The sequence below is a fragment of the Geothrix campi genome (genome assembly GCF_024609265.1).
GTDB lineage: Bacteria > Acidobacteriota > Holophagae > Holophagales > Holophagaceae > Geothrix > Geothrix campi.
In genome coordinates, this window is the sequence record NZ_JANHMP010000001.1 from 1,514,432 (window position 1) to 1,535,649 (window position 21,218).

Genomic DNA, 21,218 nt, shown 5'->3' on the forward strand with positions numbered 1-21,218 from the left:
CGCATGACCGCACCCCACACAGCGCCACGGAGGGTGGTCAGGCGCTCTGCAGGGCCAGCCCGACTTCCCGCAGGAGGGGTTCGGGGTTCAGATTCCGGGGCAGGTGGCGCAGGGCTTCCAGGGCGGCCTCCTGGGGTGGCCGCAGGTCCCGGGACTGGGCCGCCAGGGGCTCCAGGGCCTGCCGCCAAGGTTCGAGCGCCGGGGCCTCGCCGACGCGGATCCGTGCCAGGTCCGCCAGCAGGCGCAGGAGCAGCTCCAGAGGCTGGCGCAACTGTTCGCCCTGGGCCAGAGGGGAATCCTTCTCGGGAAGCAGGGCGCCGCCCACCTCGCTGAAGGAACGCCCTCCCAGCAGGGCGAGCCAGGCCTCCACCTGGGCCTCGGCCCGACGGAAGGCCGCCTCATCGAGGAAGCGCAGGCCACCCTCTCCCAGGGCGGTCCAGCGGGGGCGATCGACCTCGGTCCAGCCGTTCTGGACGGCCACAGTCCAGGCCTCCTCGGGCCCGAGCGGGGCGAAGGGGATGCGTTCGCAGCGGCTGCGGATCGTCTGGAGTAGGGCCTCGGGGCGGTGCGTCACCAGGATGAAGCGGGTGCCTTCAGGCGGTTCCTCGAGGGTCTTCAGCAGGAGGTTGGCGCTGTTTTCATGGAGGCGGTGGGCCTCTTCCACCAGGACCCAGCGGTGACAACCCACGGGGGGTGCCAGGGAGGCCCACTCGATGACGCCTCGGCTGAAGCGCGGCTGATGCTCGGAATCGAGGCCTTCGCGCACCTGGTCGATGCGGATGACGCCCGCTTTGCCTTCGGGGACGATGCGCAGCAGGTTGGGCAGCTCGAAGGGCAGGTCGTCGCCCATCACCATGCGGCACCCCTCGCACTGCCCGCAGGCGCTACGACGGAAGCAGATCTCGCGTCGGGCCAGTTCCAGGGCCACCCGGCGCTTGCCGATGCCCTCAGGCCCCGTGAAGAGCAGCGAACCGCGGATCCGCCCGGCCTGGAGCCGATCCAGGAGGCGCTGACGGATGGCGTGGTGGCCGGCGAGATCTGGCGCGAACATCAATCCACCACGAAGCCCGCGCTGCGCAGGAGCGGCGCCACCCGAGTCCAGATGATCCCCTCCACCTGATCCACCGGGTCCCGTGCCGGCACCAGGGCCACGCGGGCGGGATGGGCCTGGGCGATGACCAGGAAGCGGTTCCGCACCTTGCGATGGAAATCCAGGGCCGCCTGGTCGAAGCGGGTTTCCGCGAACTCGGCCCCCAGGGACAAATTGCGGACTTCCACTCGCTGGAGCGACACCTCGGGATCCATGTCCAGCAGCACCGTGAGGTTTGGGCGCAACCCCCGCAGCACGAGCTCACTGAGGCGGTCCAGGGTGGCCTCGGACACCCCGCTGGCGCCCTGGTAGGCCCGCGTGGAATCCTCGAAGCGGTCCACCAGCACCACCTTCCCTTCGGCCAGCGCGGGCCGGATCACCTTCTCCAGGTGCTGCGCCCGGTCGGCGTAGAAGAGCAGCAGCTCGGCGTCCGCACACCAGGTTTCGCCGCTGGCATGACGCTCCAGCAGGAGGCGCCGGAGTTCCCGCCCCAGGGTCGTGCCGCCGGGTTCCTTGGACACCACCAGGGGCAGGCCAAGGTGCCGCAACCGCTCGGAGAGTCGCAGCAGCTGAGTGGACTTCCCAGAACCCTCAACCCCTTCGATGGTGATGAACACGCCCCGCAAGCCGACCTCCGTCTGATGAGGATACCCGGCGGAACCCTCCCGGGGCCCGCCCCCGGGTTTGGCCCGGGATCCGTCGGAGTGCTACCCTGCTTGAAACTCCAGGAGTTCCAGGTGGCCGAAGCGATCCATTGCCCCAGCTGCTCCACCCGATACCGCCTGCGTCCCGAGCGGTTGAAGCCCTTCATCCGCCGGGCGAAGTGCTTCTCCTGCGGCGAAGTGTTCCCCCTGCGTGAGGCGGCGCCGGCCCCGCCGCCCGAGGCCCCTGCCGCCACCGCCCATTTCGATCTGGCGGACGTGGCCGCCGCCCTGGGGCAGATTCCAGGCACCCCTCCAGAGCCGGCCCCTGTCGCCCCCTCCTCCCTGACCCTGGGAGACCTGGAGGGCACGGATGCGGAAATTTTCGAAAAAACCCTGTCGGGCCTCTCTGCCGCCCCTCTCGAGGTGCCGCAGGAGGTGGCTCCCGTCGTCGCGCCCCCTGCCTCGGTGGCCGCCGCTCCGGTGGCTTCAGTGCCAGAGGTCGGTGAGGACACCCTGACGGGCACCTACAGCTCAGCCCGGGACGCCATCAGCAAGCTGTTCGCCGGCATCCCGGACCTTCCCCAGGCCCCGAAGACCCCCAAAGAAACTTCCTCCATGGATATGGAAGCCACGCTGTCGGCCCTGGAGACCACCCTCGGCCGGGGCGGCGCCACCCCTCCGGGCCTGGTGCCCCCGGCGGATGGCGATGAGCCCACGTCCTCTGGCCACCTCCCCGATGCCTTGAAGGCCCCTTCCACCACCACGCTGCGCCTCACCCAGGACGACCTCCGGGCCGCCCTGCGGGCCGGGAAACCGGAGCAGCCCACCGAGGCCCTCCGCCCCTCGGACCTGATGGCCCCCCTCCCGGAACCAGTGATCCCAGCCGCCGCCCCGGCCGAAAGCAAGACTCCGCTCGAGGAGGCTGGCGCCGAACGACTGCGCCTGAAGATCGGCGAAGAGATCTACCCGGGCCTCACCATGGCCCAGCTGACCGCCTGGATCGAGGAGGGGCGCATCCTCGAGCACCACCTCGTGGCCCGGCAGCACAGCGAGAACTGGCTGGAGGCCCACAAAGTCCCCGGCCTGCGCCCGATTTTCGATCGCCTGCGCCGCGATCGCGGCGAAATCCCCAGCCTTGATGCTTCCATCCTGGAGATCGCTCCCAAGAAGAGCCTCTTCGGGGGTCTCTTCGGGAAGAACTGATATGCAGACCCTTGCCCTCGCCGCCCTCCTCTGCCTGACCCAGGCTCCCGCCCCGCCGGCGGCACCTGCGCCCGCAGCTCCCGCTTCCGAGGCCTCGCTCTCGTACTATTCCGAAGCCTTCCCCTTCGCCTGGGATCGCATGATCCCCCTCACCGTGAACGTGGACGGCCTCAAGGTCAGCAGCATCTTCTTCAACCGGCGCGAGCTGCAATCGGGTTTCCTGAACCTGCTCAAGGGTGCAGAGTTCGGCACGCGGGCCCAGGTGGAGGTGACCAACACCGCGAAGTACCCAAAGATCCCGGGCTTTGCCGTGGCCGTGCTGGACAAGGACGGCAAGCTGCTGGGCGTGGCCTCCGGCGGCACCAAGGTCGGCACCATCAAGCCTGGCGAGACCGAGACCTTCGACCTTAACTTCACCCAGGTGAAGGAACGCCTCTCCAAAGGCGATCGGTTCCTGCTGGCCATCGAACTTCGCAACTGAGCTCTGTTCGACCCACTTGGGAGATAAGGCGAGCCTCCGCTTCGCCGAGGCTCGCCGTGGGGGTGCGGGGGTGTGCGCGCAGCGCGCCCCTAGATCCTGGCAGCGCAAGCGCTGCCAGGAGAACCCCCGCGGAGCATTAATTCGCTTCCTGCTCGTGATAGTGGGCCAGCAGTTCGGCGGGCGTGACGGTGGCCGTGCCGACCTTGGCCACGACCACGCCCGCGGCGGCATTGGCCAGCATGGCGGCATCGCGCCAATCGGCCCCGGCGGCGATGGCAGCGCTGAAGGCGGCGATGACCGTGTCACCGGCGCCACTCACGTCGAAGACCTCCCGCGCCTCCGTGGGCACCATCCAGGGCGCCGTGTGGTCGCCACCCGGTGCGAAGAGGGCCATGCCCCGTTCACTCCGGGTCACCAGCAGGCCCTGCAGGCCCAGCTCGGCCAGGATCGCCCGGCCCGCCTCCGCCACTTCCGGATCAGACTTCGCAGAACGCTGGGCCAGTTCCGAGGTTTCCTTGGTATTGGGTGTCATGAGCGTCGCGCCCCGGTAGAGGGCCTTGTGCTCAGGTTTGGGATCCACGATCCAGGGCAGGGCCTTCGCGGCGCACAGGGACCGCACCGCGTCCATCACAGGCCCGTTCACAACACCCTTGGCGTAATCCGACACGATCAAGGCCGAAGCATCCCCCAGGGCCCGCTCCAGCCGGTCCTGCAGGCCCATCAGCACCGCGGCCTCTGGTGGTCCGGATTCCTCGCGGTCGATGCGGAGCATCTGCTGCTGCTGGCCCACGACGCGGGTCTTGATGATGGTGGGCCGGGACGTATCGAGGACCAGGCCCGAGATCGAGATGCCCAGGCGGCCCAGCAGGCCCAGCAGCCGATCGCCGGCCACATCCTTCTGGAGGGTTCCGATGAGCAGGGGTTCCGCCCCCAGGGCCTTGAGGTTGGCCGCCACGTTGGCCGCCCCGCCCAGCACCGCCTGCTCGCGCACCACCCGCACGATGGGAACCGGCGCCTCCGGCGAGATGCGGCTGACCTCGCCGAACAGATACTCGTCCAGCATCACGTCGCCCAGCACGGCCACCTTGCGGCCTTCCATGCGACGGAGCAGCGACTCGGCCTGGGCGCGGTCGAGCCTCACGGCTGCACCTTCTTGGCGCCCATCTGCCTGGCCTGGTCCACCAGCATCACGGGGATGCCATCCTCGATCGGATAGAGCAGCCCGCACTTCTGGCAGTGCAGCCCCTCGGGTTTCTCCACGAGGTCCCCGTGGCAGGCCGGGCAGCAGAGAATCTCGAGGAGGCGCGGATCGAGCGGCATGGGATCAGCTTAGCGGAATCCTGTCCTGAAGGAGGCCACACCACCCCAAGGCCTCAGGGCCCGATGGCCGCGCCGCCGGTTTCGCCCGTCCGCACCCGATAGCATTCCTCCAGGTTCAGGACGAAGACCTTCCCGTCCCCCAGGTGGCTCGGCTCGGACTTGGCGGCCGCCATGATGGCTTCCACCGCGGGTTTGACGTAGTCCTCGTTCACCGCGATCTCGAGCTTCACCTTGGGGAGCAGGCGGATGAGACCGATCTTGTTGCCCCGGAACTGCTCCGCGAAGCCCTTCTGGGTGCCGCAGCCCCGCACGTCGGACACGGTCATCAGGTAGATGTCCTTGGCCACCAGGGCGGCCTGGACGGCCTCGAACTTGTCGGGCCGGATGATGGCGATAATCATCTTCATGGTCGGCTCCTCCTACAGAGTTTGGGGGACGGGAGTGGGCGTTCCGCTCGCCTTCTCGCTGTGGACGGGGACCCGCAGGGGCGCGCCCGCGGGAGAGGCCAGGGCCGAGATCACGTATTCGGGATAGGCCGAGATGCCGTGCTCGTGGATGTCCAGACCATCGTGCTCGGCGTCCTCATGGAGCCGCAGGAGCCCCTTGGCGTCGATGGCGAGCATCACAGCGAAGGACACGGCCAGCGTGGCCGAAGTGACGAGGGCGCTGCCGATGGCCTGGGCCGCCAGCACCTTGTACCCGCCGCCGTAGAAGAGCCCCGTGAGCTTGGTGGAGAGGTCGGGCGCGATGGGATCGCTGCCGATGGCGGAGAACTGGCCGCTGGCGAAGAGGCCGAGGGAGAGCGTGCCCCAGATGCCGTTCATCATGTGCACCGGGACGGCGCCGATGGGATCGTCGATGCGCAGGTACTCCAGCAGGTCCACACCCAGGATCACGATCACGCCGGCGATGGCCCCGATCAGGACCGAGCCGAGGGGGCTCACCCAGTAGCAGGGGGCCGTGATGGCCACCAGGCCCGCCAGGAAGCCGTTGGTGATGGAGCCCGGATCCCACTTCTCCGTGCGGAAGTAGATGTAGGACACCGCGGTGAGGCCGGCAGCGCAGGCCGCGAGAGTCGTGTTGGCGGCCACCCGGCCGATGCCTTCGAAGTCCATGGCGGAGAGGGTACTGCCGGGGTTGAAGCCGTACCAGCCGAACCAGAGCAGCAGGCCGCCGCAGACGGCGATGGTGAGGTCATGGGGCGTCATGGGGCCGCCACCATCCCGCTTGAACTTGCGCCCGAGGCGGGGGCCCAGCACCACGGCGCCCGCGAGGGCCACCGCGCCGCCGATGGTGTGCACCACCGTGGAACCGGCGAAATCATGGAAGTTCATGCCCAGCGAAGGCAGGAACTTGCCGGCGCTGCCCATGGTGGCGAGAAAGCCGTCGGGCCCCCAGACCCAGTGCCCGATGATGGGATAGATGAAGCCCGAAACCGCGAAGCTGTAGAGGATGTCGCCGATGAAATCCGTGCGCCCGATCATGGCGCCGGAGGTGATGGTGGAGCAGGTGTCCGCGAAGGCGAACTGGAAGAGCCAGTGGGCGAGGATGGCCACGCCGGTGGCTCCATAGGTCACCGGGGCGCCCTTGAGGAAGAACCAGTGGGTGCCGATGAACCCGTTGCCCTCGCTGAACATGAACGCGTAGCCGAAGGCCCAGAAGAGGATGCCGCAGAGGCAGGTGTCGAAGACGCACTCCACGAGCACGTTCACCGTCTCCCGGGAGCGGCAGAAGCCGGCCTCCAGCATCACGAAGCCCACCTGCATGCCGAACACAAGGAAGGCCGCGATCAGGGTCCAGACCGTGTTGAGGGGGTTGATGAGGTCCTTGGCCACGACCACCGGCGGCGCGGGCGCTGGGGCCGCCGCTGCGGCCGGCGCGGCCGTGGCCACCGCTGCTGGAGGGTTCGAGGCGGGTGGCACATCCGCCCGGGCGGAACTGCCGTTGAGCAGCAGCGGGATGAGGATCATCATGCCAAGCACTGCGATCATCCCCAGCAGCTTGCCCGAGGCCAGCGTCAGGCCGTAGCGGCGCCATTCCGGGTCCCTCATGCGGGCGGACAGGCGAGCCAGTCTCTCGGAGAAGGAGAGCTTGTCGCGCTCGTGAGTGATCCGTGTCATAGCGGGCTCCATGGATAGGGCTGCAGTGAAGGTTTCGAACTCAGCAGGGCGAGGCCCCGCCTAGAAGGCCTTGGCGATCGTCAGGGTCAGGCGCCCCTCGCCGATGTTGTGCCCCGTGGCGTTCTCGTAGACCGTGACGTCGTTGTCCGCCGCACGGGACTTGGTGTCGGCATGGGTGCCAGCAAGCGTGAAGGTGTAGCCCTTGATCTCCTTGGCGATTCCCAGTTTGTAGTCCGCATAGCTGAAGAGGGCGTTGTCGCCGGTGATCGTGGTTCCGTTGAAGAAGTAGTCAGGATTCGCCTTCGTGGCATAGGTGGTCTTGCCCCCATGCGCCAGCACGGTCCAGCCGCTTCCGCCCAGGGGAATCGCCAGGGACAGGTCGGCGTAGCTCGTGCCACCGGAGTTGTTGACGCCGAACGTGTTCGCGCTGATCACCTGGGAATATTTCAGGCTAGCCCAGGCATAGCCCAGACCCAGGTAGGCCTCGGTGGTGGCGGGGTTCCGGTAGGCGCCGAGGTTGTCGTAGGTGCCCGGGTAGAGGTAGCGGTAAAGCCCCACATCCAGGGTCCAGCCCTTGGCGAAGCCCCACTTGTAACCACCGAACAGATCCAGTTCCACGCCGGCGGAGTTCACCTTGCCCGCCCGGTAGAGCGGCGCGCCCACGGCGGCCGGCGAACCCAGAGAGGTAGGCGCGCTGGCCACGCCCGCGTTCTGATCGGTGAACCAGGAGATGTTGCTGAGGCTGGTGCTGAGGTAGAAACCGGTGGGGTGGACCAGATCCAGTTCCGCCTGGACCGTGGGTTTGCCATCGGTCTGGGTGAGCCCCCGAAAGAGGTACTGGGAGCCCAAGGTGGCCGAGCCGCTCACCGCGAAACCCAGAATGGCCGGAGGGGGCGGGGTCGCGGGTGCTGGGGGCGGCGTCGGGCTCTGCGCCGGCAGGAGGGCCGACACGGTCGCGAGCAGGGGAAGGGCCCTGGGTAAGTGCATGACGCGCTCCAGAAAAGCAGGCAGACCGGGGGTCACCCCGCCGGAATCGAAGGAAGAAGGACCCCGCGGCCGGGGTATGACTGTCCTGGGGACCTGGGCGGCCCCTGGCGTCAAAGAGAGAAGTGGATGAACGTCAGCGGTGGAGGGGCGATTCCGAAGGGAGCGGCTGAATTCCCGACCCTGAGGCATCCCGGGAAGCACGGGAAGGGATCTGCTGGCTGCCGCCGCTGGGATCGACCTCGAGGAGCAGTGGCGAGATGGCCGCCAGGGCCACGACCACCGCGAGGACCCGGTACAGGGTTCGGCGGTTCATGGGAGCTTCTCCTTCACGCGGGGCGGCGGATCGGTGTGGCCTTTGCCGTGGGAATCCGTTAGGACGAGCCAGGCCACGATCCGTTCCGATCCTCCTTGAGTCCAGGGGCCGACCATCGGTCCCTTGTGCCCGAAAGAGAGAGCAGGGAACGTGCCTATTGGAAATATCGCAAACTGAATGTGTTTAAAATATGAAATAATTTGATTTAACATAAAATCGAAAACCTGATTTCATCCAAACAGGATTGACGAAAATGTAATACAGTCCGGAATATCCAACAAATTTGTAATATCGAATCTCAAGAGGACCGGAATCGTTCCGGCTCCAGGCCGTACTTCTGAACCTTGTAGTTCAGGATGCGCTCCGTGGTCTGCAGGAGCCGGGCGGCGCGGGAGCGGTTCCCCCGGGCCGATTTCAGGGCGTCCTGCAGCAGGTCCCGCTCGAAGGCGGCCACAGCATCACCCAGCGCCGCCCCCGGCACGGTACCCGAGACCTCGGCGGTCTGGAGGGAGGGCGGCAGGTGGTGGGCGTGGATCACCCCGCCTTCGCAGACGAGGATGGCCCGCTCAATGGCGTTCTCCAACTCCCGGACGTTGCCGGGCCAGTGGTAGGCCGCCAGCATGTCGATGGCCGACGTGGAGATGCGGCGGACATCCTTGCCCTGGGCCGCGGCGATCTTCTCCACGAAGTGGTCCGCCAGCAGCAGGATGTCCGCCTGGCGCTCCCGCAGGGGCGGCAGGAAGATCTCGAAGACATGCAGGCGGTAGTAGAGGTCCTCCCGGAAGGTGCCGGCCTTCACGGCGGCCTCCAGGTTCCGGTTGGTGGCGGTCAGAAGCCGCACGTCCACCTTCACGGGCCGCACGCCGCCCAGGCGCTCGAACTCCCGCTCCTGGAGGACCCGCAGCAGCTTCACCTGGGTGGCCGGGGACAGTTCGCCGACTTCATCCAGGAACAGCGTGCCGCCGTGAGCGAGCTCGAAGCGGCCCTTCTTGAGCTGGCGGGCGTCCGTGAAGGCGCCGGGTTCGTAGCCGAACAGTTCCGATTCGATGAGAGTCTCCGGCAGGGCGCCGCAGTTCACCTTCACGAAGGGCTTGTCCGCCCGGGGCGAGTTGTAATGGAGGGCATGGGCCACCAGCTCCTTGCCGGTGCCCGACTCCCCGCGGATGAGCACCGTGGTGCTGCTGGGCGCGGCCTGGGCCACGGCCTCGTAGACCCGCTGCATGGCGTGGCTGTGGCCAATGAGGTGGTGCAGGTCGTAGCGCTCCCGAAGCTCCAGCCGGAGCTGCTGGTTCTCCTCCACCAGCCGCTGGCGGTCGGCCGCGACGAGCCTCGCCACCTTCATGGCCAGGCCCACCATGGAGGCCGCGATCTGGAGCAACTTGGTGTCCCGGTCGAAGTCGCGATGACGGTCGTAGGGCACCGTGAGACAGAGGGTGCCCGCCGTCTTCCGGTCCAGGAACACCGGGATGCAGAAGAAGGACATGTCCGACTTCTTCCGCTTCTGCTCCTTCAGGACGCCGGTGCGGTCCAGGAACAGCGGCTCCTGGCTGGCCTGGGGCACGACGATGGCCTTGCCGCTGGCCAGCACCCGCCCGTTGATGCCCTCGCCCACGCGGTAGCGGGCCCGGGCCACCCCCTGGCTCGACAGGCCGCGGGCCGCCTCGATCCGAAGGGCCGTCCCCTCCTCGTCTGCCAGCAGGATCGCGCCGTTCAGTGCCCCGAAGGCCTCCGCCAGGATCTCCAGCACCCGCGGCAGGGAGGCCCGGATATCCGAAGCGGCCAGCGCTTGGCTCAGCTCCAGCAGGGGCGAGAGATGAAGGGCATCCTCCGAGGCGGCCATGGGGGCTCCGGCAACAGGTTCTACAAAATTGTGCCAGAAACGAATGATTACGACAATTTTGTATGATCCGCCTCGACCAGCCCTCCAATCATGACCTGCGAGGGTTCCCGAGATCAGAACCGCTTCTCGACCACGCGCCAATCGATGAGCGGCTTCACCGCGTCCACGTACTTGGCCCGCCCCGTGGCGCCGTAGTCCTTCACGTAAGCGTGCTCCCACACGTCCACCACCAGGAGGGCCTGGGTGCCCACGGCCGCGGCGTTCTCGTGGTCCTGGAGCCAGGCGTTCATGAGCCGCCCGGTGACGGGATCCTTCACGAGGGCGCCCCAGCCGATACCCGTCATGGTGCAGGTGGCCTTGAAGGCGGCCCACCACGCATCGAAGGAACCCCAGGTGCCGGCGATGGCCTGGTGGAGGGGGTGCGTCGCGCTGGGCTTGGCGGCATTTTGGGAGAGGGCCTCGAAATAGAGTTCGTGCAGGCGCATGCCGCTGAACTCGAACCCCAGACGCCGGCGGAGTTCCTGCACCATCGGACCAGCTTTCCCCTCCTTCTCCGCGGCGAGCACATCCTTCAAGAGCGCATTCGTGCGGGTGACGTAGCCCTTGTAGAGGGTGAGGTGCTCGGCCAGCAGCTCCTTGCCGAGGCCAGTCAGCCCTGTGCCGAAGTCGAACGCACGGGGGGCGTACTCCGCCAGGGGATTGCCGGTGGGCTTCACATCGGTCGGGTCGGGGCTTAGGCCCTTGGCATGCAGTCCGGCGCCCACGGCACCGGCGGCGAGGGTTCCAAGAAGGGTGCGGCGGTCCATGGCGGCTCCCGAGAAAGGACCCCAGCCTAGCCCAAGTTCACCATCAATCCAAGCATCTGATAAATATGAATCTGGCTAGTAAAAATAAATGCCTTATACCTATTTTCGAAGCGAACTCCAAGCGCGGCGAGGCCGCGCCGGATCACGGGTTGCCAGGCGGGCCCCCAAAACCCGTGCCTGCTCCCGCGTCGCCTTGACGGTTCCGCGCCTCCCAGTCCAGGATGGAACACCCTGGACCGCCCATGACCCCCCGCTTCCATACCTATTATTGGTTCCCGCACACGGATCGTGCGTGGCACGGCGAGGGTCCAGCCTGACACCTGGAACATCCCACTGACCACCCCGATCCTCCCAAGGGACCGGGGTTTTTCATTTTCTTCCGGAAGGCCCGCCATGACCCACCAGGCGCTCGAGAACCTCAACATCGACTCGTTCGACCGCATGCCCTCCCCGGCCGAGATCCACGCGGCCCTGCCCGTCCCGGATGCCGTGGCCGAGACCGTCGCCGGTGGCCGCCGCGACCTCCAGCGCATCCTGACCCGGGAGGATCCCCGCCTGGTGGTGGTGGTGGGGCCGTGCAGCATCCACGATCCGGTGGCCGGCCTCGACTACGCGCGGCGGCTCAAGGAGCTGTCAGACGAGGTCGCAGACACGCTGCTGCTGGTCATGCGGGTCTACTTCGAGAAACCCCGCACCGCCACGGGCTGGAAGGGCTTCATCAACGATCCCCGCATGGACGATTCCTTCCACATCGAGGAGGGCATGCGGAAAGCCCGCGAGTTCCTGCTCCGCATCGGCGAGCTCGGCCTGCCTGCCGCCACCGAGGCCCTGGACCCCAACACGCCCCAGTACATCGGCGACCTCATCAGCTGGACGGCCATCGGCGCCCGCACCTCCGAATCCCAGACCCACCGGGAGATGTCCAGCGGCCTCTCCACCCCCGTGGGCTTCAAGAACGCCACGGACGGCGACCTGGCCGCCGCCGTGAACGCCATCCTGTCGGCCTCGCGCCCCCACAGCTTCCTGGGCCTGAACGACCAGGGCTCCGCGTCTATCGTGCGAACCCGGGGCAATGCCCACGGCCACCTGGTGTTACGCGGTGGCGGGGGCCGCCCCAACTACGACACGGTCAGCATCGCCCTGGCGGAGGCTGCCCTGCGCAAGGCGGGCTTGCCCGAAAACATCATGGTCGACTGCTCCCACGCCAACAGCCACAAGAACCCCCGGCTCCAGCCCCTGGTCCTCCAGGACTGCGCCCATCAGATCCTGCGGGGGAATAAATCCATCATCGGCGTGATGGTCGAGAGCTTTCTGGTGGAAGGCAACCAGCCCATCCCGGCAGACCTTTCCACCCTGAAATACGGCTGTTCCGTCACGGATGCCTGCCTCGGCTGGGAGGACACCGTGGCCATGATCCGGGAGACGCGGAACCTGCTGAAGGATGTCCGGCCCGTCTAGGGCCTGTAGATCTCGGTGACCAGATCGCCACCAGGACCGAAAGCGACCATGACATCTCCGTTGGGGAAACGTATGGAACGATGGCCTGCCCGCGGCAAGGCCAGGTTATCCGTCGGTGTCCAGACCTGCGTGGCGGGGTCGTAGAGTTCCGCGCTGCCGAGGGTCGAGTTGGAAGAATTCCAACCTCCCACCACCAGAACCTTGCCGTTCGCGAGGAGGTCGGCCGAATGGCTTCTGCGCGCCGATCCCATGGCGGAAGTCGGGAGCCAGCCGTTCGTCGCGGGATCGAATATTTCAGCGCTGTCCAAGAGTCCGGAAACCCCAGTCCCGCCTGTCACAAGAACCCTCCCATTCGGCAGCAGGGTGGCCATGTGGCCAAGGCGAGGCGTTCCGAGGGTGGCCACGGCGGTCCAGGTCTCTCCAGCAGGATCGTAGAGTTCAGCGTTGGCGATTGGATCAGAGAAACTCCCCCCACCGACCACCAACACCTTCCCGGTGGGAAGCAGGGTGGAGGTGTGGCCGGAACGGGCGATTGCGGGACTGGTGGTGGGTAGCCAAGTTGAGGTGGCGGGATCGTAGAGTTCGGCGCTCTCGGACACGACCAGGACCTTCCCGTTCGGGAGCAGCGTGGCCGTATGGCCACCTCGCGTCTCATTCAGACTGCCAACCAGGGTCCAGGACCCTTCAGCGGGGTCGTAGAGCTCAGCGCTGGTGAGGCCTGGCGGCGAGTTCGCGTTACCGCCTACCACCAGCACTTTCCCATCAGAGAGCAGGGTGGCTGTATGACCCATGCGGGTGGTGCCCATGTTCTTTGCGGGCGTCCAGTATCCAGTCTCAGGGGCGGCGATCTCCGCATTGTTTAGAATTCCCCGCAGAAAGTTCTCTCCTCCCGTGACCAGCGCTTGCCCGTTCGCGAGAAGGGTTGCTGTGTGGAACTCGCGGGGGGCCATCGGTTGCCCGGCCAGGGGCTTCCAGGCCCCATTCGCCGGGTCATAGATTTCGGAACTGGCGATGTCATAGAGGTACAGGGACCCGCGGCCGCCGGTCACCAGGACCGTCCCGTCCTGGAGCAGGGTGGCTGCATGGCCGAACCGCCCGGTCCCCAGGTCGCCGGCGGGTGTCCAGATCGACGCCACAGGATCGTAGATGGCCGTGCTGAAGAGCCAATCGTCACGGTGTGCACCACCTGCCATCAGCACCCGCCCATCCGGGAGGAGGGTGATCGTATGGTGGCGGCGTTCTGGCCACCGCATGGCGGTCGGGGTGGCCGTGAGAGTCCAGGTCCCGGCCCCGGGATCGTAGATTTCGGCGCTGCACGTTCCCGAGCCCTCCTTATTACCTCCCGTCACGAGGACTTTCCCATCGACGAGCAGAGTGGCCGCGCATGCATCCCGCGCCTGGTTCAGGCTTCCGGCGGAACCCCAGGTGCCGTTCGTCGGGTCGTAGAGCTCCGTGACGGGGTTGTCCTCGGAACCTCCGGCCACCAGGACCTTCCCGTCCAGCAGCCGCGTGGCCGTGTGGAAGGTCCGCGCGATCTCCATGCTGCCGGTGGAGGTCCACTTCCCAGCGGCAGGGTCGTAGACTTCCGCGGTGGCCGTGTCACCGCCTGCAGCGAGCACCGTCCCGTCCAGCAGCAGCGTGGCCGTGCAGGCGCGCCGCGAGGTTCCCGGTTTGCCCGTGTGATGCCAGGTTCCTGAGGCGGGGTCGTAGAGCTCGGCCGTGCCATTGCCTGCCACCAACACCTGGCCGGTGACGAGGAGGGTGGAGGTGTGCCAGACCCGCGGATTCGCCATGCTGTCGACGAGGTTCCAATGGCCCGTCTCGGGATCGTAGACCTCGGCGCTGTTCCCGCCGCCGCCTGTCACCAGCACGCGGCCACTGGGGAGGCGCGTGGACTGGCAGGGGTACCTCGTGACGGAAGCACCTCCGTTCTTGACCAGCCAGGTTCCAGTCTGGATGGTGACCTTCCGAGTGGATGCGACAGCATCCCCGGCCTGGTTCTGGACATCCACCTTCAGGTGGAAGGCGCCCGCCGATGGGCCCGCCGAGAAGCTGATCACGTGGGTACCCTGCCCGGCGGTAATGCTGGCCCGGCCGTTGCCGGGAACGATGGACCAGAGGTAGGTCATCCCCTGCTGGTGGGGCACGCTGGCCTTCATCCAGGAATCGCCAGGGTGGGTTTTCAAGGGCAGAGCCAGTTCAGCGTTGGGGGCGGCCACCACCGTGGCGGAGGCGCTCCCAGAGCCGCTGCCGCCATAGGCCGTGACGACCACCTGGGCGGTCAGGATGGTGCCGGCCACGCCGGCGGTAAAGGTGATGGCGCGGCTTCCCTGGCCTGAGGTGAGCGTCCCGCCGGTCAAGGTCCAGGCATAGACGGCCTTCGGCCCCCAGTCCGAGGTGCTCGCCAGGAGCCCCGCCTTTTTCTCGGTGACGAAGCGAGCCAGGTTCACCACCGGGTTCTCGGGCGGAACCTCGGACTTCACCGTCTGGTCCGTGAGCTGGGTCAGGACGGTGATCCCGGTCGGAGCAGCCTGGCTCCATAGGGCGCCGCCCACCATCCCCAGGGCCAGGAGCATGGGCACACAACAGAGGCGAATAAGCGTCGCCGCGCATCGACTGATACTTGACCAGGCCATTAGATACCCCCTGTGAATGGAAGTTGTTGGCCACTGCAATGAGGACCACGGCCCTCGCCCATGATCAGTGATCATTGTAAAAATAAGGCTATAGGCGATTATAATATCCCCTTATTACATGAATATGCCATTCATCCCCAGGCGCAATGCTGATTTTTTTGTGTGCATCCTCGCAGGCCCTGCTCCCCATCCAGCCAGCCGATCGCGCTTAGACCGTCCGCCTAAGGCCGAGGAGCGGGCTGCCCCGGAACATCGTTGTGGACTGCTCCCACGCCAACAGCCACAAGAACCCCCGGCTCCAGCCCCTGGTCCTCCAGGACTGCGCCCATCAGATCCTGCGGGGCAACCGCTCCATCATCGGCGCGATGGTGGAGAGCTTCCTGGAAGAAGGCAGCCAGCCCATCCCCGCGGATCTCACCACCCTGCGCTACGGCTGCTCCGTGACCGACGCCTGCCTCGACTGGGACGATACCGCGACGATGCTTCGCGAGACCCGGGTCCTGCTGAAGGATCACCTGCCGAAGCGCCGAGGCTAGAGGCCTGCCACCGCAGAACGGAGCGTCGTTGGCGCCCCGTTCTGCCGCAGGAGGGAACTACGACTTCAAGGCCTTCGCGGCCAGCTCCAGCACGTCCGTGGTGGCCACGCCTTCGTGGTTGGTCTCGCCCGCCGCGTTGTTCAACATGACGTTGCAGAAGGGGCAGCCCACGGCGATGGTGGTGGCCTTGGTCTCCAGGGCCTGCTCGAAGCGCTCATGATTGACGCGCTTGCCCAGGTGCTCTTCCAGCCAGAACCGCCCGCCGCCGGCGCCGCAGCACATGGTGGCTTCGCCGTGCTTCTCCATCTCCGTGAGCTTCACGCCGGGGATGGCGTCGAGGATGGCGCGAGGGGCCTCCACCTGGCCGTTGATGCGGCTGAGGTAGCAGGGATCGTGGTAGGTGAGATCCACATCCACGGTCTGCTCCAGCTTGATCTTCCCTTCAGCCATCAGCTTCGCCACCAGCTCGGTGCCATGCACCACGTCGAAGTCCCCGCCGAAAGCCGGGTACTCGTTCTTGAGCGTGTTCAGGCAGTGCGGGCAGTTGGTAACGACCTTCTTCACGCCGTGGCCCTTGAGGGTCTCGATATTGGTTTCCGTAGCGGACTGGTACAGGTACTCGTTGCCCAGGCGCCGGGCGGATTCGCAGGTGCAGCTCTCCTCGGTTCCCAGGATGGCGAAGGAGACATCCGCCGCCTTCAGCAGCTTCACCAGCGCCTGGGAGACCTTCTGGCCCGCGGCATCGTAGCTGCCCGCACAACCCACCCAGAACAGGTACTCGGCGTCGGGGTTCTCGGCCACGGTGGGCACCTTGAGTCCCTCGGCCCACTTGGCGCGATCGGCCTGGGCCAGGTTCCAGGGGTTGCCCTGCCGCTCCATGCCCTTGAAAGCGGTCTGGGCTTCGGCGGGGAAGTTGCTCTCCTCCAGCGTGAGGTAGCGACGCATCCCCACGATCTTGTCCACGAAGCTGATCTGCAGGGGGCAGGCCCACTCGCAGTAGCCGCAGCTGGTGCAGGCCCAGATGGTGTCCTGGCTGATCCAGCCTTCGAGCTGGGCCTTGCTCCAGGGCGCCACTTCGTCATCGCGCTTCCAGTAGGAACCCTCGGGCACCGGGCCGCCGATGAGCAGGCGGTCCTCGGGCACAGGCTTGTCCTGGCCCATCTGCTCCAGGGGCGTGGCCTTCAGATAGTCGCGCAGGTCCGTGCCGAAATCCTTCGGGCGCAGTGGCTTGCCGGTGAGCGTGGTGGGGCAGTTCTCCAGGCAGCGACCGCATTCCACGCAGGTGTAGAAGTCCAGCATCTGCTTCCAGCTGAAGTCCTGGATCCGGTTGATGCCGAAGTGCTCGGCCTCCAGGTCCATGGGCTTGAGGTTCTTCTGGGGCTCCAGCTCCCGGAAGTAGATGTTGAAGAGCGAGGTGAAGACGTGGAAGTGCTTGGAGTAGGGCAGGAAGTTGGCGAAGAAGTAGAGGACGGCCAGATGCAGCCACCACATGGCCTTGTAGAGCACGAGGAGCCCCGTCTGGCTCAAGCCGCCCAGCCAACCCGCCACCGCGGTGCCCGCGGGGGACCAGGCCGCCCAGGTGGGATGGTGCAGGGCGATGAAGGCGCCATCCGCCAGCAGGTCCGTGACCATGAGGCCGCCGATGAGGCTCAGGGTGGCCCAGGCGTCGAGGGAATTCTCCAGGCGCCAAGGCTTGGCGGCCAGGCGCCGGAAGGTGGCGAGGCCGATGCCCAGGAGCACCAGCACCTCGAAGATATCCTTGGTGGCCTGGTAGCCGAGGCCGAAGACGCCCAGGGCCTCGGTCATGTGGAAGACCGGGAAGAGGCCCTCCAGCACCAGCCCGATGGTGCGCAGGGACAGGGCGCAGAAGCCCCAGAAGATGAGGATGTGGTAGAAGCCCGCGTACTTGTCGCGGACCATGCGCTTCTGCATCAGCGCGAGGGTGAAGACCCCCTTGAGGCGCACCCAAGGCTGATCGAAACGATTGTCCGGCAGCCCGGCCTTCAGGGTGGCGATCCGCAGGCGCATGGTCCAGGCGAAGAACCCGACCGCAGCGAGCGTCATGATCCAGAACAGCGCGATTTCCAGGGCCTTCATGGCGGTCCCTCCTTGCGGTCGGCGGTCAATAGGGGCCACAGCGAGGGGCTGCGGGCCTCGGCATTGTCTCACCCAGTTATCAGGTATGCGGTCGAAGGGACAGTGTAGCCATGGCCATGACAAACTGAAGTCCCGACCTGGAGTCAGTTTCCGGAGCCCGCCTTGAGTCCCGATTCCCCCCTGCTGTTTGAAGCCGCCGTGACCCGCCCCCTGTCGGTGGTGTTCCGCGCCGGCGAGGCCTGGGAGGGCCACGACTACACGGTGGAGGTGGTGGCCATGCGCCAGGGCCTGGATGGCTTCGACGTGGTGGTGGATTTCCGCGACCTCGAGACGGCCCTGGACCGCAGCCTGGCCCCCCTCCAGGGGCGGCTCCTCTCGGACCTGGGCTTGGAGGGTCCCCTGGCCCTGGCCCAGCGCCTGCTGGCTGAGCTGGCTCCCTTCGTCTCCGCCCCGGCCCGTCTCAAGGAAGTGGCGCTGACGGATGGCCGGGGCAGGCGGATGGCCGTCCGCCCGTGAGGCCCTGGGTCCCCCTTGCGGCCCTGGCCCTGGCCCTGTCCCCCCTGCTCGTCGTGCATCCCGTGCGCGTCTCGGGCCACAGCATGGAACCCGCCCTGGCCGATGGTGACATGCGCTGGGCCCTGCGGGCCTGGGCCAGTCACGCGCCCCGGCGGGGCGAGATCTGGGTGGTGGAGGGCCCCGATCAAGCCTCGGTGAAGCGCGTGCTGGGTCTGCCCGGCGACGCAGTCGAATGGCGGGGTCCCGACCTTTGGATCAATGGCGTGCGCCTCGACGAACCCTGGGTGGTCCACCCCGAACGCGGCGGCGAAGGTCGGCTGGTCTGCGGCGAGGGCTACCTCGTCCTGGGCGACAACCGCCCCCAGAGCCAGGATGGACGGAGCTGGGGCGCGCTCCCAGGCCGATCCCTCCAGGGGAGGCTCCTCGGTTCCGGCCTCGCGGGGAAGCCCGACTCCCGATAGGCTTCCGTCCACCCCCAGGAGCCCGCATGGATCATCTCGAGGCCCGGCCGGTGTCCCGATCCGAGCGGCTGGGCCACCTGGACGCCCTCCGCGGCGCGGCCCTGTTCGGCGTCCTCATCATGAACATGCCGTGGTTCTTCGCGCCCGAAGCACGGGTCCAGTCCCTCCGGGAGTCCTGGCCCAGCCTGGCCGACGGGATGACGGCCTTCCTGGGCACGGTCTTCCTGGCCGGGAAGGCCATGACCCTCTTCTCGATGCTCTTCGCGGTGGGCCTGAGCATCCAGAAGGAGCGGATCGAAGCGCGGGGGGTGGCCTTCGGCCCCTTCATCGTGCGCCGGCTCGGGGTCCTGCTCGGATTCGGCATCCTCCACGTCCTCCTGCTCTGGACGGGGGACATCCTCCATGCCTATGCGCTGAGCGGCTTCCTCCTGCTGCCCTTCCTGGGAAGACGGACCCGCACCGTCTGGATCTGGACCGCCTCCCTCTGGGGGCTGGGATTGGGTATCGGACTCGTCATCTCAGTCCTCCACCTGCGCGGGGGGGCCCCGCCCATGCCCGCCGCCGCGCTGGCGGAAGCCCGTGCCTGGACCAGCCAATGCCTGGCCGCCTACGGCCAGGGAACCTGGTGGCAAATCCTCGTCTTCCGCCTCCGGGATTGGCTTCATGAGGCCAGCAGCCTGCTCCCGGCGGGGCTCGGATACTCCATCCTGAACTTCCTCGTCGGGCTCGGGATCTGGAAATCAGGCCTTCTGAAGGATCCGGCCGCCCACCTGCCCCTGCTCCGCCGGATCGCCCGAGGAGGCTTGGCCCTGGGCCTTCTCCTGGGCCTCGTGTGGGCCGGCCGGGACACACCCCCGGTCAGGGCCTGGGCCCTCGCCCACTGGTCCATCTCCCGCTGGTTGCTGCCGTTTCGTGCCCTCATCACCCTGCAACCCCTGATCCTCGCCCTCGGGTATGGGGCCGGCCTGCTGTTGCTTTGGCAGGATGGAGCCTGGCGTCGCCGCCTCCAGGTCCTGACCTGGCCAGGGCGCATGGCCTTCACGAACTACCTGGCCCAGAGCCTCGTCATGACGGGCATCTTCTATCACTGGGGGCTGGGCTTCTACAACCGCATGGGTCTTGCGTCCGCCACCCTGCTCGGGATCGTGGTTTACGGGCTGCAGGTCCTGGCCAGCCGGTGGTGGCTCGAGCGATTCCAGTTCGGCCCCCTGGAGTGGGTCTGGCGCTGTTTGAGTTATGGGCAACTCCAGCCCTTCCGCCTGCGCAGATCCGCCGCCGGCTGAGCCGACCTGATGGCCCGGAGATGCCGATGCACCGGGTGCCGATCCAAGTGGGGCATCTGTCGTGACAAGAAGATTCGGGTACCGGCCCACCGCCCCCACGGAGAGTGCACTAGGATGAGGGCATGCCAGGCCGCCCTGACATTCCCGTCGCCTTCCGGGGCCTGTATGACAGCCCCCTCGTCAGCGTCCGGGAATACCGCTGCCACGCCTGCCGCAGCGGCCCTGGGCCCGAAGAGGAATCCGACGCCAACACGCTCATCCTCATGCGGCACGGCGCATTCTGTCGACACTTCGGCCGGCGCCACGCCACGGCGGACGTCAACCAGGCGGTCTTCTTCTCGAAGGGATCCACGTACCAGGTCAGCCACCCCGTGGACTGCGGCGACCGGGGTACCGTGTTCGCCGTGGCTCCCCGCGTCCTCCAGGACATCATCCGGGAGCTGGATCCCACCGTCGAGGATCGGCCGGAACAACCCTTCCCCTTCGTCTCAGGCCCCTGCGAATCGACGGTTTTCTGGAGGCACCGGGAGCTCGTGCAACGCCTGGAAGCGGGGACCGAGGCCCTCGAACCCTTCTGGGTAGATGTCACGGCCCTGCAGATCGTGGCCGACACCCTCGAAGCCGCCTTCGCCCAGCAGGGCCACCCCCGTCGCAGCCGCCGGGAAGGCACCGAAGCCGATCACGTGGCCCTCGCCGAAGCGGCCAAGACCCATCTCGCGGCCCGGCTGGGAGAACGCCTCACCCTCGACGAAGTGGCCCGCGCCGTTCACGCCTCGCCCTTCCACTTCGCCCGCGTGTTCCAGCAGCGTACGGGGGTCTCGATCCATCGCTACCTCACCCTGCTGCGCCTGAGGGCCTCTCTGGAACGCCTGGCGGGGGGTGAAGAAGATCTGACTGCCCTGGCGCTGGACCTCGGTTTCTCCAGCCACAGCCACTTCGCGGATGCCTTCCGCAAGGAATTCGGCCGTACCCCATCGGAGGTGCGCAAGCACGCCAGCCTGCGGACGCTGCGCGAAATGAGCAAGAATATGGAAGTCTGAAATCCCCGCTCTTCCTACCTTCATCCCACGGGGTTCGCACCCGGCGGCCATGGTGGCCTCGCGTCGAACCCTCAAGAGGAGAAGGTGATGGACATCGAAAAGTGCCCCGTGTGCGACTGGGACATGAAGGACGGCGGCATCAAGGTGCGGGTGGCGGGCAAGGAGCTCACGGTCTGCTGCGACGACTGCGCCGCCAAGGTCAAGGCCAACCCCACCGCCTACGCCGCCATGACCAAGTAGATACGCAAGAACGCGAGGGCCCGAGTCCATCCGATCGGGCCCTCGCCCTTCCCAGAAGACACGCATGCCCTCAGCCCAAGAACAGATCATCCGCGTGGATGACATCCGGTTCGCGCAGCACTTGGATACCTTCCAGTTGGCGGAAGC

Annotated in this window: 20 protein-coding genes and 1 pseudogene; 9 read left to right on the forward strand and 12 right to left on the reverse strand. The window is 67.0% G+C overall.

What is annotated here, in order from left to right:
• Positions 1 to 37: 37 nt before the first annotated feature.
• Both NOV65_RS06975 and tmk read right to left on the reverse strand, forming a co-directional pair.
• Complete coding sequence (locus tag NOV65_RS06975) at positions 38 to 1,051, reverse strand: hypothetical protein (protein ID WP_257305356.1); 1,014 nt, start codon at positions 1,049 to 1,051, stop codon at positions 38 to 40.
• Positions 1,051 to 1,707, reverse strand: coding sequence for a dTMP kinase (tmk, locus tag NOV65_RS06980; protein WP_257306027.1), 657 nt, complete (start codon positions 1,705 to 1,707; stop codon positions 1,051 to 1,053). The genes NOV65_RS06975 and tmk overlap by 1 nt, the downstream gene beginning before the upstream one ends.
• 120 nt (positions 1,708 to 1,827) lie before the next feature.
• Here tmk and NOV65_RS06985 point away from each other — a divergent pair, with 120 nt between their 5' ends.
• Both NOV65_RS06985 and NOV65_RS06990 read left to right on the forward strand, forming a co-directional pair.
• Entirely contained in the window at positions 1,828 to 2,937 is a 1,110-nt protein-coding gene (locus tag NOV65_RS06985) for a zinc-ribbon domain-containing protein (protein ID WP_257305358.1), read from the forward strand.
• 1 nt (position 2,938) lies between these two features.
• Positions 2,939 to 3,418, forward strand: coding sequence for a hypothetical protein (locus NOV65_RS06990; RefSeq protein ID WP_257305359.1), 480 nt, complete (start codon positions 2,939 to 2,941; stop codon positions 3,416 to 3,418).
• A gap of 136 nt (positions 3,419 to 3,554) precedes the next feature.
• Here NOV65_RS06990 and rfaE1 read toward each other — a convergent pair whose 3' ends face one another.
• The 8 genes from rfaE1 to NOV65_RS07030 form a co-directional block, all read right to left on the reverse strand.
• Positions 3,555 to 4,559, reverse strand: a complete 1,005-nt coding sequence (gene rfaE1, locus NOV65_RS06995; RefSeq protein ID WP_257305360.1) for a D-glycero-beta-D-manno-heptose-7-phosphate kinase — start codon at positions 4,557 to 4,559, stop codon at positions 3,555 to 3,557.
• Positions 4,556 to 4,738 carry a Trm112 family protein gene (locus NOV65_RS07000; RefSeq protein ID WP_257305361.1) on the reverse strand — a complete coding sequence of 61 codons (183 nt, stop codon included), beginning with the start codon at positions 4,736 to 4,738 and terminating at the stop codon, positions 4,556 to 4,558. The genes rfaE1 and NOV65_RS07000 overlap by 4 nt, the downstream gene beginning before the upstream one ends.
• A 53-nt stretch (positions 4,739 to 4,791) precedes the next feature.
• Positions 4,792 to 5,145 carry a P-II family nitrogen regulator gene (locus tag NOV65_RS07005; RefSeq protein ID WP_257305362.1) on the reverse strand — a complete coding sequence of 118 codons (354 nt, stop codon included), beginning with the start codon at positions 5,143 to 5,145 and terminating at the stop codon, positions 4,792 to 4,794.
• A 12-nt stretch (positions 5,146 to 5,157) separates the two neighbouring features.
• Entirely contained in the window at positions 5,158 to 6,858 is a 1,701-nt protein-coding gene (locus tag NOV65_RS07010) for an ammonium transporter (protein WP_257305364.1), read from the reverse strand.
• A 60-nt stretch (positions 6,859 to 6,918) separates the two neighbouring features.
• Positions 6,919 to 7,845, reverse strand: coding sequence for a TorF family putative porin (locus NOV65_RS07015; protein ID WP_257305365.1), 927 nt, complete (start codon positions 7,843 to 7,845; stop codon positions 6,919 to 6,921).
• A gap of 133 nt (positions 7,846 to 7,978) precedes the next feature.
• Positions 7,979 to 8,158 carry a hypothetical protein gene (locus tag NOV65_RS07020; RefSeq protein ID WP_257305366.1) on the reverse strand — a complete coding sequence of 60 codons (180 nt, stop codon included), beginning with the start codon at positions 8,156 to 8,158 and terminating at the stop codon, positions 7,979 to 7,981.
• A gap of 298 nt (positions 8,159 to 8,456) precedes the next feature.
• Positions 8,457 to 9,998 carry a sigma-54 interaction domain-containing protein gene (locus NOV65_RS07025; protein ID WP_257305367.1) on the reverse strand — a complete coding sequence of 514 codons (1,542 nt, stop codon included), beginning with the start codon at positions 9,996 to 9,998 and terminating at the stop codon, positions 8,457 to 8,459.
• 113 nt (positions 9,999 to 10,111) lie between these two features.
• Positions 10,112 to 10,804: a superoxide dismutase gene (locus NOV65_RS07030; RefSeq protein ID WP_257305369.1), complete on the reverse strand. Its 693-nt coding sequence runs from the start codon at positions 10,802 to 10,804 to the stop codon at positions 10,112 to 10,114.
• A gap of 393 nt (positions 10,805 to 11,197) precedes the next feature.
• On the opposite strand from NOV65_RS07030, the gene NOV65_RS07035 reads away from it, so the two are divergent.
• On the forward strand, positions 11,198 to 12,262 hold the full coding sequence (locus NOV65_RS07035) for a 3-deoxy-7-phosphoheptulonate synthase (RefSeq protein ID WP_257305371.1): 1,065 nt from the start codon (positions 11,198 to 11,200) through the stop codon (positions 12,260 to 12,262).
• Here NOV65_RS07035 and NOV65_RS07040 read toward each other — a convergent pair.
• Positions 12,259 to 14,838, reverse strand: coding sequence for a Kelch repeat-containing protein (locus NOV65_RS07040; RefSeq protein WP_257305373.1), 2,580 nt, complete (start codon positions 14,836 to 14,838; stop codon positions 12,259 to 12,261). The genes NOV65_RS07035 and NOV65_RS07040 overlap by 4 nt on opposite strands.
• A gap of 290 nt (positions 14,839 to 15,128) precedes the next feature.
• Between NOV65_RS07040 and NOV65_RS07045 the strand changes: the two are divergent.
• A pseudogene (locus tag NOV65_RS07045) lies at positions 15,129 to 15,434 on the forward strand (3-deoxy-7-phosphoheptulonate synthase); the annotation flags it as partial.
• A 57-nt stretch (positions 15,435 to 15,491) separates the two neighbouring features.
• Here the strand turns inward: NOV65_RS07045 and NOV65_RS07050 are convergent.
• Positions 15,492 to 17,531, reverse strand: coding sequence for a (Fe-S)-binding protein (locus tag NOV65_RS07050; protein ID WP_257305375.1), 2,040 nt, complete (start codon positions 17,529 to 17,531; stop codon positions 15,492 to 15,494).
• A 162-nt stretch (positions 17,532 to 17,693) separates the two neighbouring features.
• On the opposite strand from NOV65_RS07050, the gene NOV65_RS07055 reads away from it, so the two are divergent.
• The 5 genes from NOV65_RS07055 to NOV65_RS07075 all read left to right on the forward strand — a co-directional run bounded on the left by NOV65_RS07055 (position 17,694) and on the right by NOV65_RS07075 (position 21,071).
• Positions 17,694 to 18,047, forward strand: a complete 354-nt coding sequence (locus NOV65_RS07055) for a 6-carboxytetrahydropterin synthase (RefSeq protein WP_257305376.1) — start codon at positions 17,694 to 17,696, stop codon at positions 18,045 to 18,047.
• On the forward strand, positions 18,044 to 18,508 hold the full coding sequence (gene lepB, locus NOV65_RS07060) for a signal peptidase I (RefSeq protein WP_257305378.1): 465 nt from the start codon (positions 18,044 to 18,046) through the stop codon (positions 18,506 to 18,508). Before NOV65_RS07055 ends, lepB begins: the two co-directional genes overlap by 4 nt.
• 26 nt (positions 18,509 to 18,534) lie before the next feature.
• Positions 18,535 to 19,791 carry a DUF418 domain-containing protein gene (locus NOV65_RS07065; protein WP_257305380.1) on the forward strand — a complete coding sequence of 419 codons (1,257 nt, stop codon included), beginning with the start codon at positions 18,535 to 18,537 and terminating at the stop codon, positions 19,789 to 19,791.
• Positions 19,792 to 19,913: 122 nt separating this feature from the next.
• On the forward strand, positions 19,914 to 20,831 hold the full coding sequence (locus tag NOV65_RS07070) for a helix-turn-helix domain-containing protein (RefSeq protein WP_257305381.1): 918 nt from the start codon (positions 19,914 to 19,916) through the stop codon (positions 20,829 to 20,831).
• An 87-nt stretch (positions 20,832 to 20,918) separates the two neighbouring features.
• The gene (locus NOV65_RS07075) at positions 20,919 to 21,071 is read left to right on the forward strand and encodes a hypothetical protein (protein ID WP_257305382.1); all 153 of its coding nucleotides are present in this window, start codon (positions 20,919 to 20,921) and stop codon (positions 21,069 to 21,071) included.
• Positions 21,072 to 21,218 lie beyond the last annotated feature (147 nt).